The 25,069-nt window shown below is 52.6% G+C and carries 23 protein-coding genes; 11 read left to right on the plus strand and 12 right to left on the minus strand.

Annotation, left to right across the window (positions count from 1 at the left end):
* Positions 1-85 precede the first annotated feature (85 nt).
* Together GZZ87_RS06580 and kdsA are read right to left on the minus strand one after the other, a co-directional pair.
* Positions 86-670, minus strand: coding sequence for an RsmD family RNA methyltransferase (locus GZZ87_RS06580; RefSeq protein ID WP_162025730.1), 585 nt, complete (start codon positions 668-670; stop codon positions 86-88).
* A gap of 104 nt (positions 671-774) precedes the next feature.
* Positions 775-1,566: a 3-deoxy-8-phosphooctulonate synthase gene (kdsA, locus tag GZZ87_RS06585; protein WP_162025731.1), complete on the minus strand. Its 792-nt coding sequence runs from the start codon at positions 1,564-1,566 to the stop codon at positions 775-777.
* A gap of 113 nt (positions 1,567-1,679) precedes the next feature.
* On the opposite strand from kdsA, the gene GZZ87_RS06590 reads away from it, so the two are divergent.
* A complete protein-coding gene (locus GZZ87_RS06590; protein WP_162025732.1) occupies positions 1,680-2,231 on the plus strand; it encodes a hypothetical protein in 552 nt (183 codons plus the stop codon).
* A gap of 108 nt (positions 2,232-2,339) precedes the next feature.
* Here GZZ87_RS06590 and GZZ87_RS06595 read toward each other — a convergent pair whose 3' ends face one another.
* The gene (locus tag GZZ87_RS06595) at positions 2,340-3,596 is read right to left on the minus strand and encodes a hypothetical protein (RefSeq protein WP_162025733.1); all 1,257 of its coding nucleotides are present in this window, start codon (positions 3,594-3,596) and stop codon (positions 2,340-2,342) included.
* 6 nt (positions 3,597-3,602) lie between these two features.
* Positions 3,603-4,400, minus strand: coding sequence for a TatD family hydrolase (locus GZZ87_RS06600; RefSeq protein WP_162025734.1), 798 nt, complete (start codon positions 4,398-4,400; stop codon positions 3,603-3,605).
* A gap of 147 nt (positions 4,401-4,547) precedes the next feature.
* Between GZZ87_RS06600 and trxB the strand changes: the two genes are divergently transcribed.
* The 4 genes from trxB (at position 4,548) to GZZ87_RS06620 (ending at position 8,589) form a co-directional block, all read left to right on the plus strand.
* On the plus strand, positions 4,548-5,474 hold the full coding sequence (gene trxB / locus GZZ87_RS06605) for a thioredoxin-disulfide reductase (RefSeq protein WP_162025735.1): 927 nt from the start codon (positions 4,548-4,550) through the stop codon (positions 5,472-5,474).
* Positions 5,475-5,549: 75 nt separating this feature from the next.
* Positions 5,550-6,191, plus strand: coding sequence for a pyridoxamine 5'-phosphate oxidase (gene pdxH, locus GZZ87_RS06610; RefSeq protein WP_162025736.1), 642 nt, complete (start codon positions 5,550-5,552; stop codon positions 6,189-6,191).
* Between the two features lie 126 nt (positions 6,192-6,317).
* A complete protein-coding gene (locus GZZ87_RS06615) occupies positions 6,318-7,121 on the plus strand; it encodes a histidinol-phosphatase (RefSeq protein WP_162025737.1) in 804 nt (267 codons plus the stop codon).
* Between the two features lie 73 nt (positions 7,122-7,194).
* Positions 7,195-8,589, plus strand: coding sequence for a hypothetical protein (locus GZZ87_RS06620; RefSeq protein WP_162025738.1), 1,395 nt, complete (start codon positions 7,195-7,197; stop codon positions 8,587-8,589).
* Positions 8,590-8,605: 16 nt separating this feature from the next.
* Here the strand turns inward: GZZ87_RS06620 and cdd are convergent, their stop codons facing one another.
* From cdd to yaaA, 3 genes are all read right to left on the minus strand, one after another.
* Positions 8,606-9,481, minus strand: coding sequence for a cytidine deaminase (gene cdd / locus GZZ87_RS06625; RefSeq protein ID WP_162025739.1), 876 nt, complete (start codon positions 9,479-9,481; stop codon positions 8,606-8,608).
* Positions 9,482-9,487: 6 nt separating this feature from the next.
* Positions 9,488-9,955 carry a DUF4870 domain-containing protein gene (locus GZZ87_RS06630; protein ID WP_280178255.1) on the minus strand — a complete coding sequence of 156 codons (468 nt, stop codon included), beginning with the start codon at positions 9,953-9,955 and terminating at the stop codon, positions 9,488-9,490.
* A gap of 181 nt (positions 9,956-10,136) precedes the next feature.
* Positions 10,137-10,913, minus strand: coding sequence for a peroxide stress protein YaaA (gene yaaA / locus GZZ87_RS06635; protein WP_162025740.1), 777 nt, complete (start codon positions 10,911-10,913; stop codon positions 10,137-10,139).
* Between the two features lie 475 nt (positions 10,914-11,388).
* Between yaaA and GZZ87_RS06640 the strand changes: the two genes are divergently transcribed.
* The 3 genes from GZZ87_RS06640 to GZZ87_RS06650 all read left to right on the plus strand — a co-directional run bounded on the left by GZZ87_RS06640 (position 11,389) and on the right by GZZ87_RS06650 (position 15,302).
* Positions 11,389-12,654, plus strand: coding sequence for a diaminopimelate decarboxylase (locus GZZ87_RS06640; protein WP_162025741.1), 1,266 nt, complete (start codon positions 11,389-11,391; stop codon positions 12,652-12,654).
* A gap of 545 nt (positions 12,655-13,199) precedes the next feature.
* Positions 13,200-13,466: a DUF4212 domain-containing protein gene (locus GZZ87_RS06645; protein ID WP_162025742.1), complete on the plus strand. Its 267-nt coding sequence runs from the start codon at positions 13,200-13,202 to the stop codon at positions 13,464-13,466.
* Between the two features lie 15 nt (positions 13,467-13,481).
* Positions 13,482-15,302, plus strand: coding sequence for a sodium:solute symporter family protein (locus tag GZZ87_RS06650; protein ID WP_162025743.1), 1,821 nt, complete (start codon positions 13,482-13,484; stop codon positions 15,300-15,302).
* Between the two features lie 73 nt (positions 15,303-15,375).
* On the opposite strand, the gene GZZ87_RS06655 is transcribed toward GZZ87_RS06650, so the two are convergent.
* Positions 15,376-16,848, minus strand: a complete 1,473-nt coding sequence (locus tag GZZ87_RS06655; RefSeq protein WP_162025744.1) for a hypothetical protein — start codon at positions 16,846-16,848, stop codon at positions 15,376-15,378.
* A gap of 380 nt (positions 16,849-17,228) precedes the next feature.
* On the opposite strand from GZZ87_RS06655, the gene GZZ87_RS06660 reads away from it, so the two are divergent.
* A complete protein-coding gene (locus GZZ87_RS06660; protein ID WP_162025745.1) occupies positions 17,229-17,945 on the plus strand; it encodes a hypothetical protein in 717 nt (238 codons plus the stop codon).
* A gap of 62 nt (positions 17,946-18,007) precedes the next feature.
* Positions 18,008-18,694 (plus strand): hypothetical protein, encoded by a 687-nt coding sequence (locus tag GZZ87_RS06665; protein ID WP_162025746.1) that lies wholly within the window; start codon positions 18,008-18,010, stop codon positions 18,692-18,694.
* A 110-nt stretch (positions 18,695-18,804) separates the two neighbouring features.
* Here GZZ87_RS06665 and GZZ87_RS06670 read toward each other — a convergent pair whose 3' ends face one another.
* The 4 genes from GZZ87_RS06670 to GZZ87_RS06685 all read right to left on the minus strand — a co-directional run bounded on the left by GZZ87_RS06670 (position 18,805) and on the right by GZZ87_RS06685 (position 24,397).
* A complete protein-coding gene (locus tag GZZ87_RS06670; protein WP_162025747.1) occupies positions 18,805-19,650 on the minus strand; it encodes a class I SAM-dependent methyltransferase in 846 nt (281 codons plus the stop codon).
* A gap of 125 nt (positions 19,651-19,775) precedes the next feature.
* Positions 19,776-20,606 carry a mechanosensitive ion channel domain-containing protein gene (locus GZZ87_RS06675; protein ID WP_162025748.1) on the minus strand — a complete coding sequence of 277 codons (831 nt, stop codon included), beginning with the start codon at positions 20,604-20,606 and terminating at the stop codon, positions 19,776-19,778.
* A gap of 295 nt (positions 20,607-20,901) precedes the next feature.
* Entirely contained in the window at positions 20,902-23,703 is a 2,802-nt protein-coding gene (locus GZZ87_RS06680) for a PAS domain S-box protein (RefSeq protein ID WP_162025749.1), read from the minus strand.
* 118 nt (positions 23,704-23,821) lie between these two features.
* Positions 23,822-24,397 (minus strand): thymidine kinase, encoded by a 576-nt coding sequence (locus GZZ87_RS06685; RefSeq protein WP_162025750.1) that lies wholly within the window; start codon positions 24,395-24,397, stop codon positions 23,822-23,824.
* A 153-nt stretch (positions 24,398-24,550) separates the two neighbouring features.
* Here GZZ87_RS06685 and GZZ87_RS06690 point away from each other — a divergent pair, with 153 nt between their 5' ends.
* On the plus strand, positions 24,551-25,060 hold the full coding sequence (locus GZZ87_RS06690; RefSeq protein ID WP_162025751.1) for an ACT domain-containing protein: 510 nt from the start codon (positions 24,551-24,553) through the stop codon (positions 25,058-25,060).
* The last annotated feature ends 9 nt before the right edge of the window (positions 25,061-25,069 follow it).

Raw genomic sequence — 25,069 nt, forward strand, 5'->3', positions numbered from 1 at the left:
CATTGAACTTCGAACGTTGAATGAGTTTTGATTGCCTGAGTGCGCTGCGAAGCATCGCCGTTGAGCCGTATTCAACGTTGGTCGTTCAATGTTCAACGTTGGAAGTTCTTTCCTGCTCTCTTTCAAAGATCGCAGCGTTGGGCGTGTCGCGCTTTGGTTTGCCGAAGCGGCGAGTGAGCTTCCAACCGTCGACCTCGGGGTTGAGGTTGCCTGGGAGCTCGAGGATCACGCGTGCGTCGGGCGTGCCGAGTTCGTCAGCTTTTGCAAAAATACGCGGTAGGTTGGCCTCGATGTCGTCGTAGGGTGGGTCGATAAAGATGATCTCGGCCTGCTCGCCGCCAGCTGTTTTGGCGTAGAGATCGCGAGCGATAGTGTGGACCGCACTCTGCGGAAGTTCACAGCATTTCAGCACGGCCTGCTGGTTTTTCTTCATGCACGCGAGCGCTTGCCGATCCATCTCGTAGAACGAGGCTTTGCTTGCTCCGCGGCTGAGCGCTTCGAGCCCGTAGGCACCGGTGCCAGCGAATAGATCAGCGACACGGCTGCCTTCGATGCTGACACCGAGGCTAGAAAAAATGGCTTCCCGCATACGATCCGTTGCCGGGCGTGTCGTGTCGCCCTTGGGGGCCTTGATTAGAATGCCGCGTGCTTTGCCGCCTGTGATTCGCATAGAGTTTAGAGTAGTGACTTGTGAATGGTGAATTTAGAGTCGTGACTGGTGACTGTTGAGCTTGATTTAGGAACTCTACATTCACCAGTCACTATTCGTAATTCTTATCTAACTGCTTGCCAGACGCGCAGGAGGCTTTCGATCAGTTCGGGCAGTTCGTTGAGTGGCACTTGGCTGGCTGCGTCGGAGATCGCTTTCTCGGGATTCGGGTGCGTTTCTAGGAAGACACCGTTGGCTCCGGCGGCGATGGCTGCGCGGGCGAGCGGTGGCACGAATTCGCGTTGACCACCGCTGATGCCGCCGGCGGCCCCAGGGAGTTGCACGCTGTGCGTCGCGTCGATGATGGTGGGGTGTCCGTTGGCGGCCATGATGCTGAAGCTGCGCATATCAACGACGAGATTTTGATAGCCGAAAGTGGTGCCGCGGTCGGTTTGCCAGATCTCTTTGGCACCAGCTTCTTCGAGTTTGTTGGTAACGAATGTCATTTCGTAAGGTGAAAGGAATTGGCCTTTTTTGACATTGATGGCGCAGTCGGTCTTGGCTGCCTCGACGAGTAGGTCGGTCTGGCGGCAAAGGAATGCGGGGATTTGCATCGCATCGACGACGGCACCGACAGTCGCGCATTGGTCGGGCGTATGGATGTCGGTGATGGTGCGGAAGCCGTATTCAGCTTTGATTGTTTTGAAGATTTCCATGCCTGCTTCGAGGCCTGTGCCGCGATCGCTGCCGATGGAGGTGCGGTTGGCTTTATCGAAGGAGCCTTTGAAGAGAATGTTCAGCTCTGGGTGCTTTTGTTGGAGTGCTGCGAGGGCATCGGCCACTGGGCGGCACGTGTCGAGGCTTTCGAGCGAGCAGGGGCCAGCGAGTAGGAGAAGCTTGTTGGAATCGTAAATCATTGGCACATTAAGTGTGAAGTGGAGAGCTTCGCCAAGCCGCAAAGCAGAAGTATGTTTGTTATATCTGTGCAAAATGAGTTGCCCCGAGGCGGGCGATTTCGCAGTTTTCTAGTATGTTGAGGCGTGGATATGGCTGTGTGTTACTTGGTTTGTTGGCTTTGCTCGTGCATGCGGAGGACGTGCCCGAAACGATTCCTCCAGATGCGAGTGTCATGCCGGAGGAAACACTCGTCGTCGCGCTCAAGGCTTTTGAGGGGCGCTGGCTCGGGCATTTTACGGTGCATTCGACGGCGACTGGTTACACGGAGACCTTTACGGTCGAGCAGCAATACTGGTGGAAAAACGGTAAATTACATGGCGTTGCAGTGACGGAACGTGAGCAGGGCATGTCGAGCTCACGTTCTCAATCGATCGTGGAAGGTGGTAAGTATTTATCCGAGGTGAGGAGTGGCGATAGTGCTGAAATGTATTGGGGGGTTCTTCGTGATGGCGGGGTTGTCTGGTTTTCGTCGAATTTGAAGCGGTTGAACGATTATCAAATGAAGGAGACGATCATGGAAGTGGACGGCAAGCGGGTGCTAAAGACAGAAGGCTTCGATACCTATGTGTATGGCGAAGGCATGGCTCACCTGGTATATCGCGGCGAGCTGAAGTTCGTGGAGTAGTCAAAGAGGGCTGAGACTTGAGAGCTGAGGGCTGAGACTTGAGGGCTGAGAGAGGCAACGCGGTGCCTTTTCTTTCTAACAACTACAACAACAACGTTCAACGAACACTCAATCCGCGCCGATCTGACTGGCGAGTGCGTTGCGCAGATCCGGTTCGAGCTCGGCTTCTTTGACCCATTTTAGCGCTTCGTGGGGCTGAGTGTGGCTCCAGCTGAGGATGACTCGGTTGAGCTGTTGGACGCGTTGATTGGGCTCGGAAATGGTGTTGCTCCATGCGATTGCGGCTTCGGGATCGAAGTCGAGCATCGTGGTGGTAAAACCGACGATTGCGGCGTCGCGTTGTGGACCGGTTGCGGCTTCGTTGAGCCAAATCGATGCGGAGACGGAGTCCGTGCGACTCCATTCCTGCATGATGACTTCGGAGTTGCTGAGTGTGTTGAGCGGATCGGTGGCGGTGAGCGCAGTTTGCCACTCCATGGCTTGACTCGGATCGTTTTGCGCCAGGGTGCGGACGTAGGTCTCGATGGCTACGGGTGCTTCGTAGGCTTCGTTGACACTGCGCAGGAATTGCTCGGCTCCGTCGGGATTGACTTGAGCGTATTGCTCGATGCTTAGATCGAGCAGCTCTTTATTGCCGTGATATTCTGCTTCGGTCAGCGCCCAGATGGCTGCGGCTTCGGGTGCAGTGGCGATCCAAGACTCGACGAGTGCGGCGGCGGCTTCATTGCGTAGATTACCTGGCGGAAGTTGTTCGACCCACTTCGAGGCGTCGTCGGGGCTTTGTTTTGCCCAGTTCGTAGCGAGTGCTTTGGCGGCGGTAATCTTACTGCCATCGTTGGCCATGCCGTCGATCCATACGGCTGCGGAGGCGGGGTCTTGCTGGCTCCAGAGTTGTATGCCGCTGTTGAGGGTTTCGAGGCGTGCAAGGCCTTGGGCGTTTGACTCAAGCCACATCAACGCGCCTTCGGAATCATCCGCTGCCCAGACTGCGACGATTTCGAGCATGCCGCGTAGGGTGTCTTGGCTGAGCGATTGGGTTTGTAGCCACGCCATTGCAGCCTCGGGATCGTCTTGTGCGCGGCGGCGGGCTTCGGAGAGGAACGGGTCTGCGTTGGAGTTTTCGATATCAATGGCCTGAGCTGGCGCGTCGTCTGGTTTGACGATGGTGCGGCCACGGTCGGGCTTTACCGCGAGGGCTTTGCTCGGTTCGGCTGCTGGTTGAATTACTTCGCCGCTACGGACGATTGCCCATGTCTCACGCAGGTGGTTCCATTCCTTGCGAATGGTTGCGGTGTGCGGGAGCACTGCCAGTGCGGCCAGTCCGAGAAAGGCGATGATGAGACAACTGCGTAAGAACCAGCGCATCGTGTGCTAGGTGAGATTGAAAAATGCCTTGGTGTTGGCGGTGCAGTGGGCGGCGAGTTCCTCGGGTGTGATTGCTAGCGCTTCGGCGCAGCGTCGCGCGATGTCGGCGAGGTAGGCGGGTTCGTTGGGCTTACCGCGATGTGGTTCGGGCGTAAGGTAAGGGCAATCAGTCTCCAACATGAGGCGTTCGGTGCCTTGGGTGCGCAGGGCTTCGCGAATGTCGGGTGCGTTCTTGTAGGTAACGACACCGGTGAACGATGCGCGCCCGCCGCGTTGATTGACCTGTGCGATCTCATCGGAGCCATAGGTGAAGCAGTGAAACACGATACGGCTCCAATCGATGCCGGACTCGTCGATCATACGCACAGTGTCGTCAAACGCGTTGCGACTGTGGATGATCACTGGGCAATCCAGTTCGCTCGCGAGCATGAGCTGCTGACGAAAGGCTTCTTCCTGAAAGATCATCGTTTCACCTGCTTGGATCGGGTCTTTGGGTAGGTGGAAATAGTCGAGACCGATCTCGCCAAAGGCGACGGGCGCGTGCGGCGGCATGAAAAAGGTGGAGATTTGGCTGACGTCTGCCTCCCACTCGGCATCGACGTAGCAGGGGTGTAGGCCGACGGTATAGTCGATCTTCCCTGCGTAGGCGGCATGCATTTCACGGTAGGGCACCCAGTCTTTCGGCGAGGTGCCGACAGTGATAAAGCGTTGCACGCCCGCGTCCGCCGCGCGTTCGAGCACGGCGTCGAGTTCGCCCTTTTCCTTGAAGCCTAATAGGTGGCAGTGGCTGTCGATAAGTTCCATGGCAGGAAAAATGCTGAAATTCTGAAAAACTGAAAGGCTGAAAATGGATGGGGGCATTACTTATCGAAAGTTCTTGAGAATAAAAGAGGCCGCTCCATCGTCTGACAGCTTTAGCAAAATCAAATCTACCTTTTAAATCATACTACCATGGAAGACGTCATCATTTTAGGCACCGGTTGTGCCGGACTCACTGCAGCTATCTACACAGGCCGCGCTCAATTGAACCCGCTCGTGCTCGAAGGCACACAGCCTGGTGGTCAGCTCACGACGACTTCGGAGGTCGAGAATTTCCCTGGTTTCCCTGAGGGCATCGATGGCTACACGATGATGGACAATCTGCGTAAGCAGGCTGCGAAGTTCGGTGCGCGTTACGAGCATGCCAAGGTCGACAAGATCGAGGTCGAGGGTGCGGTTAAGAAGCTCTACGCAGGTGAAAAAGTTTACGAAGCGAAGACGGTGATCGTCGCAACTGGCGCACGTCCACGCTTGATCGGTGTGCCCGGCGAGCAGGAAATGTTCGGCGGCAAGGGAGTGACGACGTGTGCGACCTGTGATGGTGCGTTCTACCGCGACATGGAAGTGGTCGTCGTCGGTGGTGGTGATTCTGCTGCTGAAGAAGCGCTGTTCCTGACTCGTTTCTGCTCGAAGGTGACATTGATCCACCGTCGTGATGAGTTGCGTGCGTCGCAAATCATGGCTGACCGTGCGACGTCGCATCCGAAAATCGAGATGGCTTGGAACTCGCTGCCACAGGAGATCCTTGCGGATGAGAAGGGCTTCACTCGTGCGATTCGTGTAAAAGATGCCAAGAGCGGCGAAGAGCGTGAAATCCCTTGTAAGGGGGCGTTCATCGCAATCGGCCACATCCCAAATACTGATTTTGTTGAAGGCGTGCTTGAGCGTGATGGCGACGGCTACATCGTGCCGACTGCTGGTAGCCAAGTGAAGACCAAGTATGACGGTTTCTTTGCTGCAGGCGACTGCGTCGATCACGTCTATCGTCAAGCGATCACTGCTGCGGGCATGGGTTGCCAAGCAGCCATCGAAGCTGAGCGCTATTTGGCGGAACTTTAAGGAGTTGTGAGTAGTGACTGGTGAGTGTTGAATTTCTTATTCGTAACTCACCAGTCACTACTCACTATTCATCCCATGGACCATCTCTCCGAGCTTCGCGACGACTACACTAAGGCTGCTTTGCGGTCTGCGGATCTAGCGGCGGATCCATTTGCTCAGTTTGAGCAATGGTTCCGTCAAGCTGAAGCGTGCGAGGTGCAAGAGCCGAATGCGATGTGCTTGGCTACCGTGGGTGCGGGCGGGCAACCGTCCACGCGAGTCGTGTTGCTAAAGGCGTTTTCCGAAAAAGGGCTCGTTTTTTATACCAACTACGAAAGTCGCAAGGCGACCGAGATGGAGGCCAACCCGAAGGTGTCGGCTAATTTCCTGTGGTTACCGTTGCAGCGTCAGGTCAACGTGACTGGCCGCGTCGAGCGCGTGTCTAAGGTGACTGCGCTGAAATATTTTCTTTCCCGTCCGTTTGCGAGCCGACTGGGAGCCTGGAGCTCGCCGCAGAGCCAGGTGATCGGTTCGCGCCAAATCTTGGAAGCGAAGCTGGATCAGATGAAGCGTAAGTTTGCCAATGGTGAAGTGCCGCTGCCCGATAACTGGGGCGGTTACCGTATCGTGCCCGAGACCTTTGAATTCTGGCAAGGCGGTGGCGGACGTTTACACGATCGTTTCATGTATCGACGTGATGAGGGTGGACAATGGGCACCCGCACGTTTGGCTCCCTAGACGGCTGTGCCGTTAATGGCTGATTGGTAATGGCTAATGACTGACTTCATATTTTAATACTTTTCACTTTCTCACTCCTCACCACCACTTTCACTTTTCACTATACAGATGCGCGTTGACTCACATATGCACACTACCCTTTGCGGCCATGCCATCGGTGCGCCGATCGAGTATGTGATGACTGCAGTGGAGCAGGGGATCGATGTGATGACGATTACTTGCCACATTCCGATGGAGTGGGAGGCATTTGGTCAGGCCGGGATTCGTATGCGCCTGGATCAATTGGACCAGTATCGTAAGTTGGTTTTTGATACTGCCGCGAAGGCTAAGCCATTGGGCGTGGAAGTGCTTTGCGGAATCGAGGCCGAGGTGTATCCAGATGAGTCGCACATGGAGCCGATGGACGAGATTCTTGCTGAGTATGAGTGGGACTTTGTGCTCGGCTCACTGCATGCGCAGTGCCAGAGCTATTTAATTTGGTTAAAGAAGAACAAGGTCGAGAGCGATGCCATGCGGATCGACAGTTATTTTCGTCATCTCAAAGACGGTGCGCAATCTGGACGTTACGATAGTATGTCGCACCCCGATGTGATTCGCACTTACGGTGTGATCCGCGAGTTCAAGCCCGCGGAACACGAGGAAGTGATTCGCGACTTTCTGCAAGCGGTTGTGGATGAAGACATTTGTATGGAGGTCAATACCAGTGGCCTGACCAAGGGTGACTTTGAAGTGCACCCTGACCCGCTAATTTTAGACTGGGCGAGCGAGATGGGCGTGAAGCTTACGATCGGTTCGGATTCACATCGCCCGTATTCTGTCGGTCAGTTCTTCGATACGATTCAGCCGATGCTCCGTGAGAAGGGCTTTAAGGATCTACACTATTTCCGCGGACGTAAGCGTATTCGGATTGATATGCCGAAGTGGGACTGAGTGGCTGATTGTTTGAGACAGTTGCTACTGTTTTGCTATCGACATTGAGAGGTTGCTACGGGACGTTGATTTGATGATCAAGAAAATCACGTTAGTTCTCTGCGCTTTGGTCGCCCTCTTGATTTTTGGGGTAGTGATGCTTTGCTTGTGGCTCAACCAACAAGCACCAAAAGAAATCGAAGCGGCGAAGCAGCGATTGCATGAGATGGGAGCGCCGATGACTTTGGAGGAGGCGTTATTGCTTGCTGTTCCTGACGAAAAAAATGCTGCACCTTTGTATCTCGAGCTTGTCGACTTTTCCGAAAAGACCTCTGCAGTCGCAGAGGCGGATGATCTGCTCGAGCAGCAGGTTTTCGGCGAATATTACGATAAAGACTGGGAGTATATTCTTCGATTTGAGCTCCGCGATGAGGAGTGGGGTGTGCTGGAGGAGGCGGTTGAGATGCTCGAGCAAGTTGGTTATTTTGAGCGGATTGAGGCCATCACAGTGTGCTCATACTTTCGACCAGATTGGGATTTTGAGCAAGGTCCTGCAATGTTGATACCTGAAATTACTCCAGCGAGAGAAGCTGGGCGTTGGTGTCTTGCACGTGCATTTTTACGTATGAGAGCCAATCAGCCAGTGGCTGCGCTGGCAGACCTGAAAGGGGCTTACGTGCTGAGCGACCAGATGGCTCAAGGTCAGACTTTGATCAATGCCTTAATCAGTTGTGCGATCCGATTAATGGCGAACAAAAGCCTAGAGACAATGAGCCGTGAGGGGTATGATCTGAGTATGTTGGATTCTTCGGTGTGGGATTTCTCGATGATGAGTCATTGGTTGCCAGCGTTGGATCTAGAGCGCTTGGGGATGGGGCGAGTTGTTTTTGAGACCTTGCTTTATGGTAGCGACGAGGAGCGTATGACTTTATTACAGGGAGAGAGTCGTGCCATGCATACCATTGGAACTCTCGGGTTAATTCGTTGGTTTTTTGAATATGATTATGCCACTTATTTGAATTTGATGGCCGACGTGCGTGGGCAGGTCGGTTTTTCTCCAGCTGAGTTAAAGGCGGCTGATGCTGAGTTGCAGGAGCAAATGTTGGAGGCCAAGCGTAACTATCGCATACTGACGTGCATCCTAATGCCTACGACCTATCATGTTCAGATGAGGATGACACAATGTGAGGCTCGTGACCGATTGGCGCAGACAGGCCTCGCGTTGAGTGCATATCATGCTGAGCATAATAGCTACCCGCATTCTTTGAGTGACTTAGTGCCGAGTTATTTGTCCGAACTTCAGTTGGATCCGTTTTCGGAAGCTCCGCTGGTTTATCAATGGCTTGAAGGTGGGTATCAGCTCTACAGCGTTGGAGTGAATGGTCTAGATGAGGGGGGTGTTGAGCGAGTCGATGCCGACATTGATGAAGGCGACCTTATTTGGACAGGTGCTGGGAGTGTGTTGAAGCGAATTGATCTGCTTCAGTAGGGCTGAGTGGGGGACGTTACACACTCTCGACCAGCACAGTCTGAATCGTGGCTGTTGAAATGCCGCGGATGATCGAGGCGGCGAGTTCACCGCTTGAATGCAGCGCGGTGGCTAGTTTTGCCTGCGTGCAGCGATGGATCGTGACGTTGCGGCTATTGGATAAGTTGCGCTGGTTGAGCGCGGTGAGCACTGCGGGGACGCTGGGATTGAAGGCGATGTTTTCTGCGGTGCGGCCGGTGAAGTGTTGGCCGTCGGCGCATTCGATGACGAAGCCTTCGGGGGTGTGCGTGTAAGGGGTGTAGCTGCGTTGCGCGGCGTTGATCGCGCGCTGTGCAGTCGTTTGTTGGTTTGGGGCGATGCTTTGAAGCTTGGATGGTGGGCTATCGAGAAGTCCTTGTCCGCTTTGCCGTTGCTGGCCGAAGGGCATCGGTAACAGTTCACTGAGCGAGGTCTGTGTTTGGCCGACGATGATAGGCAGAGTCGTCGCGTTGGGCAGCTCCCATAGAAACTGGCGGCAGTGTCCGCAAGGGGCTGCGGAGATCGCGAGTGCTTGTAGTGCGCGCTCGCCGTGCATCCAGGCGTTGAGGACTGCAGATTGCTCTGCGTGGAGCGTGGCGCTGAGCGGTGTGCCAGTAAATTCGAGATTACTACCGAGGTAGAGTGCGCCAGATGCGCCGACTGCGATAGCTCCGACTTTGAACCCCGATATGGGAGCGATGGAAAATATCGCGGCGAGGGGGAGGAGTGTTTGCGCGAGTTCGATTGCTGGACTGGCGAAGTCGGTCAGTTTGCCGCCAAACTGCGGCGCGCAAAGCTGGTTTAATAGGAGAGACTGCTCGGTTGCTGGGAGTGTGCTGAGTGCATCTTTAAAGTCGTCTGCTTTGAGTTCCATCAGTGGCTATTGGATGAAGCGAATCGTGCATGGGTAGGTGTAGCTCTGTCCTTCGCTGGCTTTGATACCTGCAATAATCGTGTAGACGATGGCCGCGATGCCCAGTCCGATGCCAGCGAGCATGATCGCTGGCACTAGCAGTATACCAATGAAGGGGATGATGGCAGCTGGTATCATCAAGACGAACAGCGCCACGCCGTAGATGATCACTGAAATCTGGAAGTTGAGCGATTCTTTGCCACATAGATCGACGAGTGGGTCTTCGTCGCGCTTGATGAGCCAAACGATCAAGGGGCCCAGGATATTACCAAAGGGAATGCCGATCAATGCGACCAGTGCCAGTAAATGGCACAGCATTGGCATTGTATTGTCAGGTTTGGTCTCAGTTTGAGGCTCAGTGTTTGGAATCACTGGCGGTTGCTGCGCTTCGGCTTCATTTGAAGGCTCGGTGGGGTTGGTTGCATCGTTATCCATTAGGGTGCCTAGCGTAGTGGACCGAAGGCATCGGGCAACTGTGAAATGAGGGGATGGGGAACGTTCAAGGTGTGAACACGGTCGAGTTGGACGATGGTCGGGCTTTGCCGCTGAGGTCGACACGACTGGCGTCGTATCGCTACGTGGGGTTTGTGTTTGTGAATGATTTGACCGTTCTTTGCTATTTCTGTTCGGCTCTCAGGAATACGAGACTCTTGGCATCCGACGCATCTGCGTTGAACTGATATCCACCAGTATTGAAAGTCTTCAAGTCCTCGGCGGACTGCACGTTGTTACGCACAATGAAGTCGGCCATCATACCGCGGGCCTTTTTCGCATAGAACGAGATGATCTTATACTTGCCGTTCTTTTCGTCCTTGAAGACGGGCGTTATCAGTTGGCCGTCGAGTTCCTTCGGTTTGACGGACGAGAAGTATTCATTTGATGCGAGATTGACGATGAGGTCAGAGCCCGAGGCTTTGAGATCTTTGTTGAGCAGCTCGGTGATGGTGCTACCCCAGAATTTGTAGAGGTTAGTGCCGCGTGTATTGGGAAACTTGGTGCCCATTTCGAGGCGATACGGTTGCATACGGTCGAGTGGACGGAGCACGCCGTAGAGGCCAGATAGGATGCGGATCTGTTGTTGAGCGGCCTCGAAGTCTTCAGTCGACCAGTCTGTGAGCGCCATGCCCTGATAGACGTCGCCAGTAAATGCGAGGATTGCTTGGCGGCTATTCTTGGCGGTGAACTTTGGGCTGTAGCTCTGAAAGCGTGCGTGGTTGAGTTCTGCGAGTTTCGGACTGATACGCATGAGTGCGCCGACTTCTTCGGCGCTGAGTGTCTTGAGCTCGTCAATCAACTGCGCGGAATCTGCAGCCAAGCGGGGCTGTGTCGCTTTCTTGGTTAGAAGCGGTGCGTCGTAGTCCAGTGACTTTGCGGGAGATAGGAGAATCAACATATCGTCAAACAAGTCTGAATCGTTTCGAGTGCAAGCGGGAAGCAATTTAATTAGAGACCTGAGACCTGAGACCTGAGACCTGAGACCTGAGAGCTGAGGGCTGAGGGCTGAGAGCTGAGACCTGAGTAGCAGCGGCATCTTGCCGCTTACTGATTCTCAAGGGGAAAGCGGCTATACTGCCGCGCATCCAGAATTGTGAAACCGAAGAATCTGTCGTAGGGCGGCACCCGCGAAGGCAGCTAAAGTTTAACAACATCCTATGCGTGTGGCCTTTGCGCGGTCTTCGCCAATTCGACAGAGCTCATGGTCTGGGACAAGCAAAGCCACTACAGCAAGATCGCCGAATAGCATGAATGCGCTTTTCACAAATCATGATGCGTGTGAGTATAGAAGCCGCTTCTGCTGAGTGTAGTCAGATCGTAGACTTGATACATCGCGCTTGCCAGCGGTGGCGAGGCGCCTTTACTACTGCGCCATGGCCAATTATTCGCAGCCCAGATTTCTTGATTACAACACCGCACGCACAATTGCGGACGACTTCGGCTCGCCCGTGTATGTCTATGACATGGCAACCTTGAAGGCCAACGCCGCTGATGTGCTCGCATTTCCGAATGCCTTTGGTCTCACCGCGCGCTATGCGATGAAGGCGTCGCCGAATGCTGCGATCCTGAAGATTTTTAACGAAGCCGGCCTGCACATCGATGCGAGCTCGGGGAATGAAGTGCGCCGTGCAATCGCTGCGGGCGTGCCTGCAGCTAACATCAGCCTGAGCACTCAGGAGTTGCCGGCCGATTTTGCAGAACTCTACGAGTTGGGGATCGAGATCAACGCGTGCTCGCTCAATCAGTTGGAGCGCTTTGGCCAGGCCTGCCCAGGCAAGTCTATCGGAGTGCGCTTTAACCCTGGTTCTGGGTCGGGGGGGAATAACCGCACGAATGTTGGCGGCCCAGCGTCGAGCTTTGGCATCTGGCACGAGTGGATCGATCAAGTGCAGGCGATCGTCGCGCAGTATGATTTAAAGGTGATTCGCATCCATACACACATTGGCTCGGGCAGTGATCCTGCTGTATGGCAAAAGATTTCCGGCATGAGCCTCGAGCTCGTTCGCCAGTTCCCTGATGTGGTCGCATTGAATCTCGGCGGTGGCTACAAGGTGGCTCGCATGGAGGACGAAGTCGGCACAGATCTACAAGAGTGTGGTGCACCGGTTGCGGAGAAGTTCCGTGAATTTGCAAAGGAGACCGGTCGTGAGATCCGTTTGGAGGTCGAGCCTGGCACCTATCTGTTGGCAAATACCTGTTCGGTGCTTTCGACCGTGCAAGATATCGTGTCCACAGGAGCGGACGGTTATGAGTTTTTGAAGCTCAATACGGGCATGACTGAAATCCTGCGTCCGTCTATCTATGGCGCACAGCACCCGATTTACATTCTTCAAGGTGACGCACCAGCTGAGACGCGTAATTATATGATTGCAGGGCATTGCTGTGAGTCGGGTGATATTTTGACACCGGCACCGGGGGATCCAGAGCTGCTCGCGACACGATCCTTGCCAGTTTGCACGATTGGTGACTTGTGCGTGATCGATGGTGCGGGTGCGTATTGCGCGGCGATGTCGACCAAGCACTACAACTCCTATCCCGAAGCAGCTGAAATCATGCTGGATGAGGCGAAGGTGCCGCATGTGATCCGCAAGCGCCAGAAGCTCGAAGATATTTGGGCGAACGAAGTGGCGTTGGGGTAAGAGCACTGGGATCGGCTGTCTTCAGCGGCCGTTCTTTTATTCATTTATCGGGGTGTGCTGTGGCTTAGGATCGGCGGCTAAAGCGGCCGATCCTTGGCTGAGTTTGCACTGGGATCGGCTGTCTTTATACTCACGCGCATCATGATTTGTGAAAAACGTATTCATGCTACTTCGCTATCTTAGCGTAGGGGCTTTGCTTGCGAAGACCGCGCAAAGGCCGCACGCATAGGAAGTTGTAAAACTTTAGCTGCCTTCGCGGGTGCCGCCCTTCGACAAGCTCAGGGCCTAGAGCCTGTCGAAACGACAAGCAGCACCCCTACGCCAGATGCTTCGATTTCACAAATCACAATTTATCATGCGCGGCAGTATAGCTGCCGTTCTTTCATTTCGTTTATCGGTTCATGCAGTGACTTAGGATCGGAGGCAGCTAAAAGCGGGCGATCCTGATTGGGGCTCGTTATTTACTTTTTAAGTATCCTTCCTTGCGTTGCTGAAAACATAAAGTAATAGGTTTGAGTAGTTCTGCTAATTAACCCCCTGTTGCTATGAAAAACGATCACCCTGCAGCCCATCGTCGGGCGTGTCTCAAACTCGTGCTTGGCCTGTTGGCCGTTTGGTTCTCAGTCAGCTTCGGTTGCGGCATACTATTTCGGGACTGGTTGGATGCCAATGCGCCGCAAGTCGGTAATGCGCCCTTTGGGTTCTGGATGGCGCAACAAGGTGCCATCATCTGCTTCGTTCTCTTGCTCGTGGTCTACGCGTTCTTAATGAACCGCCTCGATGCCAAGCACGGCTACACTGAAGACAAGTAACCTGAGCTTAATACGATGACACAAGATCACCTGAATTTTATTTTTATTGGGCTCTCGTTTGCGCTCTACATTGGTATCGCAGTTAAATCCCGAGCGGGTTCGACTAAGGAATACTATACTGCCGGTGGCGGTGTTTCTCCCTTGGCAAATGGTATGGCGACTGCGGCGGACTGGATGTCGGCTGCCACGTTCATTTCGATGGCTGGCACGGTTGCGATGAGTGGCTACGACGCATCACGCTTCCTGATGGGGTGGACTGGCGGCTTCGTGTTGTTGACCATTCTGATGGTGCCGTATCTGCGTAAGTTTAATAAGGCCACGGTGCCTGACTTTGTGGGTGATCGCTATTATTCGAAGTTGGCTCGTGGCGTGGCAGTGGGCTGTGCGATCTTTATTTGCATGACGTATATCATGGGACAAATGCGTGGAGTGGGCGTGGTCTTTTCGCAGCTCTTTGGCATTAGTATTACCTCGGGCGTGATTATCGGTGGAACGATTGTCTTTTTCTATGCAGGTCTAGGCGGCATGAAAGGCATTACCTATACGCAGGTTGCGCAGTATTGTGTGATGGCGTTTGCCTACACGATTCCAGCGATCTTCATTGCGATGGCATTGACGGGTAATGTGCTACCTCAAATGGGTTTGATCGGAAACTACATCGTAGACGGCGAGAGTGTGCCCTTTTTGGAGAAATTGAATACTATCAATACCGAGCTTGGGTTTGCGGAATATACCTCCGGCAAGCTTTCGACGGTGAATATGTTTTGTATCACTGCGGCGCTGATGTGTGGCACAGCGGGGTTGCCGCACGTGATCGTTCGCTTCTTTACTGTGAAGAATGTCGGCGCAGTGCGTAAATCCGCCTGTTGGACGCTGCTGTTTATCGCAGTGATTTACCTCACGGCTCCGGCGATTGGTGCCTTTGCGCGGGTGAACTTGGTGGATAAATTGCACGACACGCCCTATGTTGAAGCGCCATACTGGTTGCAGGAGTTCGAGGAAACCGGGCAGATGGCTTGGGTTGATAAAAACGGCGACGGCAAGATTCAATACTATGGGCCAGGTAAATCGGACGCTGGCACGAATGCGGTGTTCCAAGGCAAGACGCCTACGTATCCAACCTTTGAAGCGACTGAAGATCAATTGATCGGTAAGCACGGTGAGCGTTTGCTCGCAAATAAGGCGAATGACTCCAACCCGAATGAGCTTTGGTTCGGTAATGACATCATGGTGATGGCCAACCCACATATGGCTGGCTTGCCGAAGTGGGTGATTGCTCTGTTGATGGCGGGGTGCATTGCGGCCGCGCTGTCGACAGCTGCTGGTCTGTTGTTGGTCTTATCCACATCGATTTCACACGATTTGATGAAGAAGATTCTGAAGCCAGACCTGAGTGATAAGGAAGAGGTGAGCTACGCACGGTTCGCGTCTTTTGTCGCACTGGCTGTTGCGGTTTACTTTGGTATTAATCCACCGTCTCAGTTTATCGCGAAGACTGTGGCATTTGCGTTCGGCCTCGCGGCCTCTTCGTTTTTCCCAACATTACTGATGGGGATCTTTTCGAAGCGCATGAACCGTGAAGGCGCGATCGCAGGTATGCTCAGCGGTATTCTGTTTACGTTCGGATATATCACTTACTTCCAATTCTTGGATGGCACACCTGACCAATACCTCTTTGGGATCACACCCGAAGGGATCGGATTCGTTGGTATGTTGATCAACTTCGTAGTCGCATTTGTCGTGAGCGCATTCACCCCGGCCCCGCCGAAGGAAGTGCAGGAGATGGTTGAGAATATTCATATCCCCAGTGGCTCGGGTGAGGCGTCGCATCATTGAGAATTAGGAATTAAGAATTAGGAATTGAGAATTAGGAGGTTGGGAGACTTCGCGGGTGGCGCACGTAGCACTCCTACGGGTTTTTCGGTTCCCAAGTGATACTGAGTGCTTTGGCAGTGCCCGCGCGTGTGCTGCTGATGACAAAGCCATGTGTGGTGGTCTCATAGGTGTAGGGCTGCCCGTTGGTGGGATCTGTTGGTAACTGTTCTGACTCTGAGGCGATGGCTACAGGGATCTCTGTGCCTTGCTTTGCTGACAGGCATAATGTTGCGGCGATTTCTATTAGGTCGATACGGCGCTGTGCATCGACGGCGACTTTAGAAACAGTTTGATACGCTGGCATCCCGATGAGAAGCAGGCCGTCGAGGAACGAGCCCTCCGTTTTGAGGGCTTCAAGCTCCTCTGCCATTTGATTGATTTTGTGGAGATCGATGGTTCCTTGATTCTGATCGAAGGCAGAACGGTATTTACTGGCAAATTGAATGTAGCGCAGTGACATTTGAAAGTTCCAGCCTTCTGCGGGGGTGAGATACCAGAGGGCACGGTGTATGAGGGCGTTGTAAACCAGCTGGCCGTTTATCAGTAGAGGTGTGCCGCTGCTACCAAAATTCGCCGATGTGATTTCGGGGCTATTGTTGAAGTCTTGAACGCTTGAGATCGAGAAGAGCATCTCCATGTCAAAAGTGCGCCCCAGCGCTTGGATCTGGTCGTTCTGTTGGCACAGGTCGATGATCTCGCGAAGTTGATCTTCATCAAAGGTATCTTGACTGATGCCATACCAGAGCACTTCAGCGATAAAGCTACGAAGCACGACATTTTTGATCATGACATTGATCATGAAGGACGTTTGCGGGTTCAAATCAGCGATGCGGTTGAGTGCGTGACAGTTCTCAAGTGCGAGCGCAGCGTTGCCTTCGTGGAGGGCGAGGATCGCATCGGCCGTTAAGAGTTGTGCGATCGGTCGCACGATTTTATAGTTAGGGATCGGGCAAGATGACGAGATTGTGTAATCCCCAGGTAAGTAACTCTCAGGACGTATGCTGCATTCCTCGCGAAGCTCGTTCAGTGCAGCTCGGTAAGGCTCTATTACTTGCGACAGTTCCTCCAGACGCTCTGAATGTGTGTCGCCAAATACTTCCAGTGATTCTGTCTGCGAGATCGGGAAACCAAAGTGATCTTCGACTGTGCTTGGTTGGTGTGGGGCGTATAAGTCCTGAGCTACTTGACCAGCTTCGCTGGCGACCTCATCGAATATAGGCTCTGCTTGCCAGTCACCGACCGTAGTATTAGGGGCAGTGTTACGGTAGCAATCTGTAAGCACGCGAGCTAATGCGAGGTTCTGCTCATCGGGAACTGGTGTTGGAATCGCCTCTGCCCAGTCTACAGTGAGGCCGTTTGCTTCGAGTGTTGCTTTGGTCGATTCCCAACTGCGGCTGCCGCGCCACAGTTCTATTCGGCTGAATGCGAAGAGTGTGATCAGAGTCAACAGTAGTCCATAAATGGCGAATGGGATGCATTTGCGGGCTTTGGGGAATGATTGAGACATATTGCGATTCATTTCGTATAGTTGGTGAGTGTCTTTGTCGGAGCACCTACGGGGCGGTGAGCCAGTTACGATGCCTGAGCTTCAGGATGTGAAAGGCGCCATGCATTAGAGTTTACAGGCGTAGGAAAATATGGAGAATCTGGAAAGCGTTGAGATTCGGAAGCACCATCAGGGTGAAGTGGTGGAGTATTAGTTGTCCGCTCGTTGCTCCTCGTCGAGGAGCGCGTGATTTCTAGGTCTATTCATAGTTTTGTGATTTAATGGTTTGATAAGGGGCATATAAAAGCCTTGCAAATTATAGCGTAGGGTATGATGGTCGCGCCATGAAAGCTAAGTTGATTTTGTTATTTTTTGTGTCTACTCTGGTTCTTGCCATTAGTATGAGTGCTAGTGACTTTCGGACGTTTAAGAGTAGCGATGGAAGGAGCATTGAGGGGAAGATCGTCAGTGTTGATTCGAGTAATAAGGTATCTTTGAAACTGTCGAATGGTCAGAGCTATAATGGAGTGAGGCTGTCGCTGTTCTCTGATGAGGACCAGGTATATATTCTGGAATGGGAGAAGCGACGTGTCGCTAACGAGATTGCCCAGCGTGAGAATGCACAACTTATGCCTGATTCGAGGTTACTGATAATGGTCAAATCTGCCCGTGACAATGATCTGAATGAAAAGGGTGATCCTGATAACCGAGAGGTGCAATATGAGCCTGCGCTCACCATTGATAATAAAGAAAAAGATAATAGCTTCAAGAAGGTCAAAGGCACGTTGGTATTCATTGGGCAAAGCGTGCTGAAGAAAAAGGAATATCATATCCTCTATCGGCAAGACTTTACTCTGGACCTTCCGGCGGGTGAGCGGACGAAGTGGAAGGGCAAGAACTTTACCAATGTCTATGATGATTACTCCGCGAATGGCTCTGCATTTGGAGCGGAATACGAAGGTTACCTCGTCGTGCTGAGGGATAACGAAGGTTCCGTTCGGATTTTGAAAGGATCTAAGAGTAGTTGGGAAAGAGACTACAAGGCGATTCTTGCGGCAGATATGAGGAAGGGGCACTCGCGTGACTTCGCCGAACATTGGTCGAAGACCGTCTATTAGAAAATCGTGCTGTTGAGGTTAATCTGGACTGTGTGCTATTGGGGGCGTATCTTTTTTGGGTGTTGAATCGATATTCAGTGGCGCAGAAGAGTGGCGCAGTGGGTTGTGCATTGGGCTTTGCCTGGATGTATCTGTGCTGTGTGCAGCCATTGGTGCAGGGAGTATTTCGAGCTGATGATTGGATTGATCTACTTCTGGAATGTGCGATGCCTGTGGCGTTGGGGATTCTGGGGCTGCTATTGATCGCTGTGAGTCTGAAGCTGATGCGTTCGACTCCGACGAGGGATGGCATTAAGAATCTGTTTGGTGTGCTATGTGGCTTTGGGACGTTTCTGTGTGCGTTTGGGCTTTTGCCAACACTGTATCGGCTTGTCAGTGGGCGCGTCGATTTTGGGCTGTTTGGCATCTTTTCGCTCGTTGTCTCACTACTGATCATGTTGCCGTTGTATGCGGGGCTCTCCAAATTCGTGATGAAGCGATCGGGGATCGTTTCGGTGCCAGGTGAGTTTGTTGGCAGCGGCTGTTACTTGATCTTTGCGCTACTGCTTTGGCAGGTGTTACAGGCGCTGTTGATGGATCATCGTGAGGTGTTGGAAACGGGAACTCTATTGGACATGCTGATCATGCTGGTGCCGTTCGTTGTGCCATATATAGCCTATCGGCTCGCGGTAAAGTATCTGGTGCGGGACACGATCGATCAGCAGGTTGCGTTGGACTCTCGGAGTTCGTCCCAACGCTCTGAGGTTTGAGATAAAAACCTCTGGGGTCGGCTGTCTTTAGCTGCCGTTCTTTTATTTGCTAATCACTTTACGCTGTGGCTGGTGCTCGGTGGCAGCCAAAGCAGCCTGTCTTTGGGGCGTTACTTCGCCGTCCAACGCGACCATGTGCCGCTGGGAACTGGAAACACGTTGTTTTCACCTGTGAGTAGCATCTCGCCGTGTTCGGTTTTGCCACCGGGGAGGAGTTGCTTTAGTAGATTATCTAAGACGATCGGTGTGAAACCTGGCGTGTGACTGGTTAAATAGACGAAGCAGGGTCGGTCGGTGAGCACGCCTTTGACGAGCTTTAGTGTTTCGAGGAGTGCGTGCTCGATCTTATACAGCTCGCCGCCTTTACCGCGCCCGAAGGAGGGCGGGTCGAGGAGAATGCCGTCGTAGCGGTTGCCGCGCTTGATTTCGCGGGTCAGGAATTTGTTAACGTCGTCCACGATCCAGCGGATCGGGTGGTCGGTGAGTCCGTTGAGCTCGGCGTTCTGACGTGCCCATTGCACCATGCCTTTGGAGGCATCGACGTGGCAGCAGTGTGCGCCGCCTTTGGCTCCGGCGAGGGTGGCACCGCCTGAGTAGGCGAATAGGTTGAGGAATTTAAGCGGCTCTTTGCGCTTGGGGGCTTCGGCCGCGAGCGTCTTAGTGATCCAGCTCCACATGTCGCGCGTCTCAGGGAAGACTCCGAGGTGGCCGAAGTCGGTAGTGGATAGCTTAAGAGTGACGTCGTTGATCGTGGCTCTCCACGATTCGGGCAGTTTGTCTCGGCCGCGCCACTCGAGGCCTTCTTTACGGGTAAAAAACGCGTCGGCCGACTTCCAGAGTTGTGGGTTGGCGGGGTTCCACACTGCTTGAGCGCAGGGGCGATCGAGGGTGATCTTGCCAAAGCGTTCGAGTTTTCGGCCGTGGCCGCTGTCTAGGAGTGCGTATTCGTTTTTCATGAAGAAGAGGAGGTTGAACGTCGAACATTGAACGTTCAACGTCGAATGTTGAGTAGAAATACGATGTCTGGAGCCGATCGTGCTTGTTGGTCCGTTTGAGGCGCGTAGCTAGTTTCGACGTTCGACTACTCGCTGCTTGTTGCTTCCGCCACGGTTTGAGTCTGACTGAGATAGTCGCGTAGGATGTCTTGTTCGATGCGGAGTTTATCTTCGACGTTGGCGGGGTAGCGCAGGGTGATGCTGAGTGTATCTTTGTCTTCGACTCGAACTAAGGTGCGTGGCTCCGTGCTTGGGAGCGACATGCCTTGTTTTTCCAAGTTATCGACGATGGCTGTGATCTTTTCTTTGCTGAGCTGGCAGTGTGTGGCAGCTGCCTTGAGTAAAGCGCTTTCATGGACGGCCCAGTCGAGCTTGCGATCAATTTTTACGGTAAACAGTCCATAGGTGGCTTTACCGCCAGCGAGGGTGCTGTTGAAGATGGCTTGATTGAGGAAGAGTGAGTTGGGGATGGAGACCATGCGCCCACTGTATTGTCCGTTGATCACTTCCTGTAGTTGGGTGGCGAGGAGGCTTTGGTCAACTACGTCGCCTTCGACATTGGCGACGAGGATGCGGTCTCCGAGTCGAAAGGCATTACTGCCGGTTTTGACGACGCTACCGAGGATGCACATGAGCAGCTCTTTGGTGCCGATGACAATTGCAGCGAGAATGGCCACGGCAGAGATGGCTGCGGTGCGTAATTCAGTGGCCCAAATAAGGATGAGGCCGATGACTAAAATCAGTAGCCTGAGGTTGCGCAGGCTGAGTGACCACTTGCGGCGATAGGTGGCGCTGTGGAATTGTCGGTTTTTAATCCACGTATTGCATGCGAATTGAAAGAGCACGAGCCCAGCAAAGAGTAGGCAACTTGCAATCAGTTGGTTGAGCACGGGGCCGAGTTGTGGTAATTCTGGCATGATGCTGCGCACTATCTAGCGCGGTTCAACGGGAGGGAAGTTTTATTTTCGAGCAGAAATCGCTATGCTCTGGGTTCGCGGAAATACTTGCGGCACATGGCGACGTAGCGTTCGTTGCCGCCGACAGGTCAAGAGTCGGGCAGTTTGTCGCGGCCACTCAGAGCTGTGGGGTGGATGGATTCTATACTGCTTGGGCGCAGGGCGCTCGAGTGTTCTCTTGCCACAGCGTTCGAGTTTTCGGCCATGGCCGCTGTCGAGCAGTGCGTATTCGTTTTCCTGTAGGCTACTTGATTGTTTATAAATGGCTCGCGATCAGTGAGAGTAGTTGTTTGGGCTGAATCGGCTTGGAGATATAAGCGTCACAACCCGCCTCGATGCACTTCTCGCGATCATTTTCAAAGGCATATGCGGTTTGAGCCACTATTGGTAAATTAGGCTTTATCTTTTTTATTTGTCGTGTCGCTTCCCAACCGTTCATGCCAGGCATCTGAATGTCCATGAGAAGGAAGTCGATATCATCTGCTGCCATGACACGTTCGATTGTTTCGATGCCTGAGGTGGTTCGGCTCACCTTTAGGTTCTTCATGCTCAGCACTTTCTTAAGGAACAAATAGCTGAGGTCGTCATCTTCCGCAATGAGGATGTGCTCTCCTGTGAATTGTGGTTCTTTGTCTGGCTCGCCAGTCTTCTCTATTTTCATTTTTTGATGTGGCACATAGTCGATATCAAAATAGAATACGGAGCCTGTCCCGAGAACTGATTCTAGCCAGATGTCGCCACCGAGCATCTGTGCACAGGACTTTGAAATGGAAAGGCCTAGCCCGGTGCCTCCGTATAGCCGTTCCGTTTCGTGGCTTGCCTGAGTGAAGCGCTCAAAGACGGAAGTGTGCTGATCTTCGTGGATTCCAATTCCAGTGTCTTTGACATGAAAGAGCAGCTTGTCCTCACGCTCCTGAAACCCGAACTGTATGGAGCCTGATCGCGTGAATTTTAAAGCGTTGCCTAGCAGGTTTTCTAGGATTTGGCGTAGCCGCGTAGGGTCTGTCAGGATCCATAGTGGGTCTGAGGGTTGCACTAGTTCTAGTTTTAATGCATGGGAGGAATTCTCTATTTGTCCCCTGAAAACCTCATATAGTTCGTTTAATAAAGCTGTGAGGTTGATCGCTTCAGCCACTGCTTTAATGTGCCCTGCGTCTATCTTCGATATGTGGATAATGTCGTTGATGAGATTTAGCAGGTGACTTCCACTGTTTGATATGATTTCGGCGTATTCTTTAACTGTCTCAAATGACTCATCCTCTTCTTCGAGAAGTGAGGAAAATCCTAGGATGCCATTCAGTGGCGTGCGGATCTCATGACTCATGTTTGCGAGGAAAGCCGATTTTAGTTGGTCGCTTTGCTCTGCTCGTTCCTTGGCCTGCTCCAATTCGGCAATCATCTTCTTTTTCGAAGTGATGTCCTCTTTAATCGCCACGAAGTGTGTGATCTCGCCACAGTTTTTGATTATAGGTGAAATCGTTGTATTCTCCCAGACCAACTCCCCGTTTTTCTTTTTATTAAGAAGTTCTCCCTGCCAGGTTTTTCCGTCCAGTAATGTGCTCCAGAGCGTTTGATATAATGCGTTATTATGTTCGCCAGATTTGAAGAGCTTTGGATTTTTACCAATCAACTCTTGCAGTTGATAGCCTGTCATTTTGATCGCAGCTGGATTCGCGTATTCGATCGAACCTTCTTTATCAGTGATTAGGATACTTGTCGGATTCTGCTCAATTGCCATCGACAACTTGGCTGCGGATTCCTCGCTCGCTATCCGCTGTTTCATATTCACTAGATTGCGGGAGAACATGTGGATCATCTGCTTTTCATCATCAGAATAGCGGTTATGCTCCTTTACCGAATCGAAACCAATAAATCCGATGCATTCATCGTTACTCGTCATCGGCACAGCAATCAGACTTAATATGTCTTGCTGCTCTAACACGTCTCGTTCTGGTCCCATTGGTAATGCTCGCACATCAGGTATTTCGACGATTTTTCCTTTGATGTGCATTTTATACCAACGGGAAAACATTTCAATCGGCACATCTTTAAGGTTATCGATCTGCGGCTCGATTCCTTCCCTGCAATACTCATAGGTATTGGTCAAAGTTTGGCATTTTAGGTTATAGTCAAATACATAGCTCCGGTCCGCTCCGACAAACTCACACACTTTTGCCAATGAGTTGTTGATCACGTGTTCGGACTGATTCAGTGGGACGTTTATAAAGTCTGAAGATAGCTCCATCAGCAATTTGCGGAGTGCTAACTGATACTCGACATCTCGTTCAGCCTGCTTACGCGCAGTAATATCGTGTAGGGTGGATTGGATGACATCGCTATTTTCGTAGTGGATCGCCTTGCCCGCGACCTGCACATCAATCACTCTGCCATCTTTGCTCAGGACTTGGGATTCGAAGTCGTGCACCTGTCCATCTGCGTGTGCTTCCTGTAACTTTGCGCTCATCAAGGCAACCGAAGTTTCTGGCACGAAATGATGGAAGGGTTGCCCTATCAGGTCAGAGGTTTCGTAGCCCAATACTCGTTTGACACTCTCGTTCACAAAGCAGAAACAGCCTGTTTGATCGATGGTTACGACCACATCAAGTGTGTTATCCACGATTAGGCGTAATCGCTCTTTGGCATCCTGAAGTTCGATGCTCACACGCTTCTTTTCTGTGATATCCCGAGCTGTTGCGAGGACGACAGTTTGTCCCTGGTATTGGCCCCGATTATATATCACATCTTTTGGGAAAATGTTACCGTCTTTCCGCAGACCCCAAGATTCAAATTCCGCAGTCTCGCCAGTTTTGAGGACATGTTGCAACCGTGTCATCGTGTGATCGAGGTCCTTATGGTTCGGGGCATTAATGACTGCTGTTGACATCCCGATCATCTCTTCACGCGTATAGCCATACATACGTCCGGCTCCCTTATTAACCTCAAGGAACATGCCTTCGGAATTGACGATGCAGATCGCTTCCGAGACCGAATTGATGATGTCTGAATAGCTAATCAGAGCATCCTCTAAATTTTGTTGGTATTGCGTTGGCTTCTTCATGGAATACAGAGAATTGATATATTGAGAACCCGAATCGGTTACACTGAGGGAATGTGCCTAGATAGAGACGTGAGCAGAGTGTTAATCAAGCATCTATCGAAAGTGTTAAAACGTTGCCCTACGCCATCGCTTCGCGGAAATGCTTGCGGCACATCGCGACGTAGCGCTCGTTGCCGCCGATCTCGACTTGGGCGCCCTCTCTGATTGCTTTGCCTTCGGCATCGGTGCGCAGGTTCATGGTGGCTTTGCGACCGCAGTGGCAAATGGTTTTGAGCTCAATCAGGTTGTCTGCCCAGCCCAGTAGGGCGGCACTGCCGGGGAAGAGGTTGCCTTGAAAGTCGGTGCGCAGCCCGTAGCAAAGCACGGGGATGCCGAGGTCGTCGGTGACTTGGCTGAGTTGCTCGACTTGCGGGCGGGTGAGAAATTGGGCTTCGTCGATTAGCACGCAGGCGATGGGGGGCGTGGCTTGTGTGGATTGGACGAGTGTATGTAGGTTGTCCTCTGGGTTATAAGTCTGGGCATCGGCATCCAGCCCGATACGGGAGGCGATTTTACCGACGCCTGCACGTTGATCGACTTTGGGGGTTAAGAGTAGGGTGTTCATGCCGCGCTCTTTGTAATTATGGCTGGATTGTAGGAGAACGGTGCTTTTTCCAGCGTTCATTGCGGAGTAGTAGAAGTAGAGTTTGGCCATGGTGGGAGAGACTTGAGATGTGAGAGCTGAGACTTGAGGACGGAGAGTTATCAACTGAAATGCACTGCTCACTCTTCACTTCTCACTGAATCACTCAAGTGCGAAGCGCTTGTAGGCTTGCGGTGGCATGACTCGTGCTTAGTTTGGTGGTTTATGGAAACCGTATTAGTTTTGACGATTAGCGGCAAAGACCGCGCTGGATTAGTAGAGCAATTGGCCGATGTGGTAACGACACATGGCGGAAACTGGGAGCATTGCCGCATGGCACACTTGGCGGGGCGCTTTGTCGGTCTGCTGGAAGTGAGCGTTTCGGGAGAGCAGCAGCAGGAGCTGGAGGCTGCACTGCGCACGATTTCGGATCTGGATGTGATGATCGCTGTGGGTGAGCGTGCAACGCCGGAGCCTATCCGCTTGTTTAATTTGGAAGTGCTAGGGAGCGACCATCCGGGCATCGTGCGCGATGTGTTCAAGGCGCTTGCTGCCGCTGGCGTGAACGTCGAGGAGTTGAGCACAAAGACGAAGAATGCGCCAGAATCGGGTCGCCCTTTGTTTGTGGCGCGTGCGCGTTTGGCGTGTGGCCCTGAGGCGCGTCGTGCCGATATTCAGCGCAACCTAGAGTCGATTGCTCAAGATTTGATGGTCGATATTCGTTTGCTGGATTAAGAGGCGTAG

This window comes from Lentimonas sp. CC4, from assembly GCF_902728235.1.
Taxonomy (GTDB): Bacteria; Verrucomicrobiota; Verrucomicrobiia; order Opitutales; family Coraliomargaritaceae; genus Lentimonas.